Source organism: Chamaesiphon sp. VAR_48_metabat_403, assembly GCF_031422475.1.
In the GTDB taxonomy this organism is placed as follows: Bacteria; Cyanobacteriota; Cyanobacteriia; order Cyanobacteriales; family Chamaesiphonaceae; genus Chamaesiphon.
In genome coordinates this window covers 1-6517 of sequence record NZ_JANPLS010000206.1, presented here as the reverse complement: position 1 = coordinate 6517, position 6517 = coordinate 1, and the positions used below count along the sequence as shown (strand labels likewise).

The window sequence follows — 6517 nt, the reverse complement described above, 5'->3', positions numbered from 1 at the left end:
GCGGAGAAATCGATTTATGACAGATCGGAAGGAGGTATCGAAGATCGTCAAAAATTACGCGGTGTTTTATTTCGATCGGGTAAACAGCAACAGGATATCGTCCAACAGGAAAATTTAGCGACTATGCGCGCTAAAACCCTCATTCAAACTCATTGGGATGCCTATCAAGCTTTAGTAATTGCCATGCAAAATCGCACTACTGTCGCCGAATGTTGTCATGAAATCGATCGGCTTAAATTAGTGAGCCAATAAGCGATCGAATTTTAACATAATCGGCGATTCTATCCTGTTATTATCTGAGATATTACTCGGCACTTAATTCGATATCGCCCGATCGAACTTTTTTAGACTGCCTAATTTTAGCACGCAGCCCCCAGTCACAATTAAACCGATCGAGCCACAAATAGCACCCGAAATTGCCAATTTTTCAATCCAAGTGTCTTCTGCGCTCGTACTAATAGCAGCAGATGACAGGATCGCTCCCAATATTTTATCGGCCCGATAGCTCATGCAAACTGTAGTAGAAACGCCCAAAACTGATTGGCAACCAGTACTCGCGATGGCACTGATGCAAGGTGCGATCGTGCTCTGTTGGATTGTGTATCGGATGTACCTTCCCGATTTATTGGGACAGTTTGGTTTTCCTAAGGATTCGGCAGTGGTAATTTTGGCGATCGAAGGTTTTTTGGCAGTCTTAATCGAGCCGCTATTTGGTAGTTTGTCCGATCGCCAAAAGACATTATGGGGGTTAAAAGGGCCATTTGTGACGATCGGGGTGTTGCTTTCGGCTGGATTGTTGATAATATTGCCGTCGATCGTGTTATTGGGCAATCCTGATAGCTTGATTCGGTGGTTATTTATTGCCCTGGTAATTCTGTGGGCGATGGCGATGGCGATGTTTCGATCTCCGATGTTAGCTCGCTTGGGCGAATTTGCCTGTCAGCGCGACTGGCCCTATGCGGCTAGTGTATTAACATTAGTTGGTACGCTGGCGGGAACTCTAGCTTTGCCTGCTTCTAAGCAAGTTGTTAAAGGACTGGGGGCGGGGTCAGCATTTGCGATTAGTTCGATTATTTTGCTACTCTCAGCGACCTTATTGAACCGCTCTCAAACGACTCAAGTGCGATTGCCAGACATTACCGCAGACGATCGACAACCTGCGGCCCGAAACCTATTTTTAGTCGCGCTAACTGGCTGCACCATCACTATGGGCGTTATTTTAACCCAACAGTTGATTGGTTTGGTAGGAAAAGAGCAAACGCCGATGTTAATGACATTATTTCTCGCCGTTCAACTAATTACAGTACTGCCGATCGGTTTGGCGGCAAAGCGGTGGGGTAATTTACAAACCATGCTCGGTGGCTTAATCGTGTTAGCGATCGGTTTCTTACTGCTGGTACTACCTGGTATTCATGCCGTAGCCGTGCTGTTGTTGGGTGTAGGGATGAGCTGTGTCGGTGTCGGGACGATTCCCTTTGCTTTGAGTATGGTACCTCTGTCTAGAGGCGGTTTAGGCATCGGCTTCTATTTTGGGGGTGCTGCTTTAGCTGGAGCGTTATTTAATGTATTTATGTCTGTCGCCCGTCAATTACCCTTAATCCCCGGCTGGGTGGTGGGTTTAGTCTCACTGGCGATCGCGATGGTGGCATTATGGATCGGTCGATCGATGGTCGTCAAACAAGATCTGCCGCTGCCAAATACTTAGATCGAACCAGCCTTTTTTGGTTAGCTCCTTTGTCCCCCAGTCCCCGCGTTCCCCGCTCCCCGCACATTATAATCAATACACGGTTAACACCGAATACTTGGATGCATCACCAAGTGCTTAGGCTGGTTGTCAGATGACAGCTACGCTATTTTTCTTTTATTGCTACTGGGCAACCACCACACTCAATCATGATGCCATGACTATCGATTTCGATCCGAAACTATCTTATCTAGAATACATTAAGCGAAATCAGGTAGAAATCACTGACACCGCCGCTTTACAGCTCAACCATGTTTTGGATAATTGCCAGTGGGAGCAACCCCAGACGGCTTTAGAGTGGAATAATCTCGCCGTCGCCGCCTTAATTGCCGCTGAAGGCTGCGATAACTCACTCACACATGGTCTGTATGCCGAAATCGCTTTTGATGCCGTACAAGCAGGTGCAGAGTTAAATCGACACCCATTATGCGCGGCACATTTAGCTTTACTTAATTGTATGTTGGGCAATTATAGCGAGGCGGCGCGGATTGCTTTTAGTGCCTTTATTAATAATCTTCAACCTACCTACACCGAGCGTAAAATCGAGCCGGGGATTGTATATATTCCGCCGTTGACGCGCACGCACATTACTAATGGGAGAAGCGAACAATTACAACGGATTTTAACTACAGATAATGGCTATACCCAAGCCATGTTGATGCTCACAGAGGTATTGTGTCGCACTCAGATCGTGTTGGATAATCATACCGGGTTGCGACTATTGCATCTGATGAATCAATTGATGCCAGATCTAATTTTCCCTAAGGTTAGACTGGGCATTTACAGCATCGGAGATCGAGAGTTAGAAGGATTGGTCTACCTGCACCAGGCTGGCGATTTAGAATTAGATTGTCCGATAATTTTGCAAGCATTATATTTGGCTTATTTAGATTTAGACCAACCAGAATCTGCCACTCATTGGCAAAAAATTGGCATCGATTTTGCCCGTCAAAGATTGGCGAAAACGCCCTGGCAATGGACGCAATTGCCGATCGATAGTCCGTGGACTTATGTTCCTTTTGATGGTGGCGAAGCTGGTACATTCGAGCGAGAAATTGCCCTGACCGTCCCTGCTAGCTTGCAAAGTCCGACTACCCGCTGTTTGCTGGCTGAAGGCGATTGGTTCGAGCGCGAATTAGAGTTTTGGCGACAGTACCTTCAACCGGGAATGAATGCGATCGATATCGGCGCGGGTGTGGGCATCTATACATTTAGTGCCGCACGTCGAGTTGGGGTAAATGGCACTGTTTACGCGATCGAACCATCTAGTAAAACCGTCGATTGCCTGCATGAAACTTGTCAGCTCAACCAGATCGAAAATGTCAAAATTTTTAGGAATGCGATCGACGACCGCGAGAGTTTATCTCAATTAATTATCCAATCGAGTAGCGAATTCAACCATCTCGCCACCAGCGATGATGCGAGCGAATCAGGCATCGAGACTGAAACAGTTACTTGCATGACGTTAGATGATTTTGTCGATCGTGAAGGCATCGATCGATTGGAGATAATTAAAATTTCTACTGAAGGTAACGAACTCAAAATTCTCCACGGTAGCGATCGGGTATTAGCTAAATTTGCACCGACAATTATTTATAATAGCTACACTAGTAAAGGCATCGATTTAGCCGTCGCTCAATATCTCCTCGATCGCGATTACGAACTATTCCGCTATCAACCCTATCTACAACAATTAATCCCCCTCGCCAACGAAGCCGATTTTACCGAAGTTATCAAGGCAATTGCCATTCCTAAGGTAGAGCGGAGGGAGTAGGGGACGGGGGGACGGGGAGACTGGGAGACTGGGAGACTGGGAGACGGGGAGACTGGGAGACGGGGAGACGGGGAGACTGGGAAAGTTGGGTGTGTTTATTACTTCTTACTTCTTACTTCTTACTTCTTACTCCCATCTCTTTGCAGCTATCGTGCATTTTCATATTAAGATGTAGAGTGCGATTGACGTATCCTCGGTGGCTTTGGTTTGCTTTTGCGTGTCAGAGGCTACGCCAGCGGCGATCGGGTGCGACTGGATTATCATTATTAACAGTAACAAGGAACATATATGAGCGCAGATGTATTGGCTAAAGTGCAAGCCGTAATTGCCGACAAATTGGAAGTAGACGCTAGTAAAATTACGCCTGAAGCCAACTTTACCGACGATCTGGGAGCTGACTCCCTCGATGTTGTCGAACTCGTCATGGCACTAGAAGAAGAATTCGATATCGAAATTCCTGACGAAGAAGCCGAAAAGCTGCAAACCGTTCAATCCGTAGTTGACTACATCAACGCTAAAAACGGCTAGTACCGCTGCGCGGAAATTATGAATCGTGCGGTGCAGCGATGCGGAGCAAACCTCCGCATGAAGCACAGCAGCTCAGTCCACCACCACCCCAGCACCCCCACCTTTCATCTCTAGATTCACCATGGCAAATTCCGACCCACAAGGACAGCGAAGCGATTCGGCAAAGCCGACGCTAAGCGAACGCAAACGTGTTGTTATCACTGGATTAGGCGCGATTACGCCCATTGGCAACACCCTAGCTGAATACTGGGAAGGCTTGGTAACTGGGCGGAATGGAATTGGTGCGATTACGCATTTTGATGCATCCAAACACGACTGTCGGATTGCAGGGGAACTCAAAAACTTTGACCCGCTCTTATATCTAGAAAAAAAAGCCGCCAAACGGATGGATCGGTTCGCACAACTGGCGATGTGTGCCAGCAAGCAAGCAATTGCCGATTCGGGATTGAAGATCGATCCCACTAATGCCGAGCGCGTCGGCGTAATGGTCGGTACGGGCATCGGCGGACTGAAAATTCTGGAAGAACAACAAGAAATCTATCTTACCAAAGGCCCCAGCCGCTGTAGTCCCTTCATGATCCCGATGATGATCGCGAATATGGCAGCCGGACTGATCGCGATCGAACTTGGAGCCAAAGGGCCTAATTGCTGTACCGTAACGGCCTGTGCAGCGGGTGCAAATGCGATCGGCGAAGCTTTTAGACTAATTCAGGGCGACTACGCCACAGCGATGATTTGCGGTGGTACAGAGGCCGCAATTACACCCCTGGGGATTGCTGGCTTTGCCGCGTGTAAAGCCGTCTCTACTCGCAACGACGATCCCCTTCATGCTTGTCGTCCGTTCGATACCGGGCGCGATGGCTTCGTGATGGGTGAAGGTTCCGGCATTCTGGTACTAGAAGAACTCGAACACGCCCTCAATCGCGGCGCGAAAATTTACGCCGAAGTCGTCGGCTACGCGATGACCTGCGATGCCTATCACATGACCGGACAGACCCCTGGCGGTGTCGATGCCGCCCGTGCGATGTCGCTGTGTCTTAAAGATGCCGGATTAGCACCCGAAGCCGTCAGCTATATTAACGCCCACGGTACCAGCACCCCAATTAACGATCCGACCGAAACAGCGGCGATTAAAAAGGCTCTGGGCGACCACGCATACAAGATTGCGGTCAGTTCTACTAAATCGATGACGGGACACCTGCTCGGCGGCGCAGGCGGCATCGAGGGCGTTGCTTCTGCCCTCGCAGTCCACCACGATCTGATTCCGCCCACGATCAATCTCGAAACGCCAGAAGAGGGTTGCGATCTCGATTATGTTCCCCATGTCAGTCGCGCGGCGACGGTAAATGTCGCGCTATCTAATTCGTTTGGGTTTGGCGGACATAATGTGACTCTGGCATTTAAGAAATATGCGTAGTTATTTACCCCGCATCCAGGTAACGAGATCGGTATTTTAGAATCGAGCTTGACGATATTCGCGGTTGAGTTGGGTGATGGTGGTTAAAGAGATTTCTTTGGGACAGACTGCCGCACAGGAGCCAGTATTGCTACAACTGCCGAATCCTTCGGCATCCATCTGGGCGACCATATTTACCACCCGCCGCTGGCGTTCGGGTTGTCCTTGGGGTAAGTTGGCGAGGTGCGATACTTTGGCGGCGACGAATAGCATTGCCGAGCTATTTTTACAAGCAGCTACACACGCGCCGCACGCGATACACATCGCATCGGCGAAAGCTGCATCGGCGATATCTTTACCAATTGGGGTAGTATTGGCATCGATCGCATTCCCAGTATTTACTGATATATAACCGCCCGATTGGATGATGCGATCGAATGCCGATCGATCTATCATTAGGTCTTTAATTACCGGAAAAGCATTCGCCCGCCAGGGTTCGATCGTAATTGTATCGCCATCTCGATACGATCGCATGTACAGTTGGCAGGTGGTATTATGTTTGTCGGCACCATGGGGACGACCGTTAATATACATCGCACAAGATCCACAAATTCCCTCGCGGCAATCGTGGTCGAAGGCGATCGGTTCTCCGTCGGCTAAAATGAGATTTTGATTGAGCAGATCGATCGTCTCTAAAAAGGACATATCTGGCGATACGTCATCTAACTGGTATGTTACGAATTTTCCCGTAGTTTGAGCATCGGGCTGTCGCCAAATTTTGAGGGTGAGTTTCATGATGGGAGTTCGGAGATGGGAGATGGGAGTTGGGAGATAACTTTGGTTCGAGAATGCTAGGTTTACTCAGATCTTGCAACAGTAAGCGATTTCATAAGCTTGCGCGTCGTCTAACGACGATCGAAATAGCCTCAAAACTTACTTCTATTCACTATCCACTATCCCCTTCTCCGAACTCCGAACTCCAATCTCCCATCACCCCTATTACATCCCGATCGCAAGATTCTAGCTTATTAATAAGAACGATGGCTAAATTTTGCTAGCTCAAATTTTAGGGATT

General features: G+C 48.4%; 6 protein-coding genes and 1 pseudogene. 5 read left to right on the top strand and 2 right to left on the bottom strand.

Going from position 1 to position 6517, the window contains the following annotated elements:
- A pseudogene (locus tag RMO79_RS09640) lies at positions 1 to 252 on the top strand (ATP-dependent Zn protease); the annotation flags it as partial.
- Positions 253 to 315: 63 nt separating this feature from the next.
- Here RMO79_RS09640 and RMO79_RS09635 read toward each other — a convergent pair.
- Positions 316 to 510 carry a hypothetical protein gene (locus RMO79_RS09635; RefSeq protein ID WP_310482914.1) on the bottom strand — a complete coding sequence of 65 codons (195 nt, stop codon included), beginning with the start codon at positions 508 to 510 and terminating at the stop codon, positions 316 to 318.
- Here RMO79_RS09635 and RMO79_RS09630 point away from each other — a divergent pair.
- The 4 genes from RMO79_RS09630 to fabF all read left to right on the top strand — a co-directional run bounded on the left by RMO79_RS09630 (position 509) and on the right by fabF (position 5463).
- Positions 509 to 1705: a hypothetical protein gene (locus RMO79_RS09630; protein ID WP_310482912.1), complete on the top strand. Its 1197-nt coding sequence runs from the start codon at positions 509 to 511 to the stop codon at positions 1703 to 1705. The genes RMO79_RS09635 and RMO79_RS09630 overlap by 2 nt on opposite strands.
- Before the next feature lie 133 nt (positions 1706 to 1838).
- Positions 1839 to 3518, top strand: coding sequence for an FkbM family methyltransferase (locus RMO79_RS09625; RefSeq protein ID WP_310482911.1), 1680 nt, complete (start codon positions 1839 to 1841; stop codon positions 3516 to 3518).
- Between the two features lie 288 nt (positions 3519 to 3806).
- Positions 3807 to 4046 carry an acyl carrier protein gene (gene acpP / locus RMO79_RS09620; protein ID WP_310482910.1) on the top strand — a complete coding sequence of 80 codons (240 nt, stop codon included), beginning with the start codon at positions 3807 to 3809 and terminating at the stop codon, positions 4044 to 4046.
- Positions 4047 to 4167: 121 nt separating this feature from the next.
- The gene (gene fabF / locus RMO79_RS09615; protein ID WP_310482908.1) at positions 4168 to 5463 is read left to right on the top strand and encodes a beta-ketoacyl-ACP synthase II; all 1296 of its coding nucleotides are present in this window, start codon (positions 4168 to 4170) and stop codon (positions 5461 to 5463) included.
- Positions 5464 to 5499: 36 nt separating this feature from the next.
- Here the strand turns inward: fabF and RMO79_RS09610 are convergent, their stop codons facing one another.
- On the bottom strand, positions 5500 to 6237 hold the full coding sequence (locus tag RMO79_RS09610; RefSeq protein ID WP_310482906.1) for a succinate dehydrogenase/fumarate reductase iron-sulfur subunit: 738 nt from the start codon (positions 6235 to 6237) through the stop codon (positions 5500 to 5502).
- Positions 6238 to 6517: the final 280 nt, after the last annotated feature.

Bases quoted from the DNA above. Each gene is read 5' to 3' on its own strand.
- RMO79_RS09630 (WP_310482912.1), top strand. From the start codon at position 509: ATGCAAACTGTAGTAGAAACGCCCAAAACTGATTGGCAACCAGTACTC.
- RMO79_RS09635 (WP_310482914.1), bottom strand. From the start codon at position 510: ATGAGCTATCGGGCCGATAAAATATTGGGAGCGATCCTGTCATCTGCT.
- RMO79_RS09625 (WP_310482911.1), top strand. From the start codon at position 1,839: ATGACAGCTACGCTATTTTTCTTTTATTGCTACTGGGCAACCACCACA.
- acpP (WP_310482910.1), top strand. From the start codon at position 3,807: ATGAGCGCAGATGTATTGGCTAAAGTGCAAGCCGTAATTGCCGACAAA.
- fabF (WP_310482908.1), top strand. From the start codon at position 4,168: ATGGCAAATTCCGACCCACAAGGACAGCGAAGCGATTCGGCAAAGCCG.
- RMO79_RS09610 (WP_310482906.1), bottom strand. From the start codon at position 6,237: ATGAAACTCACCCTCAAAATTTGGCGACAGCCCGATGCTCAAACTACG.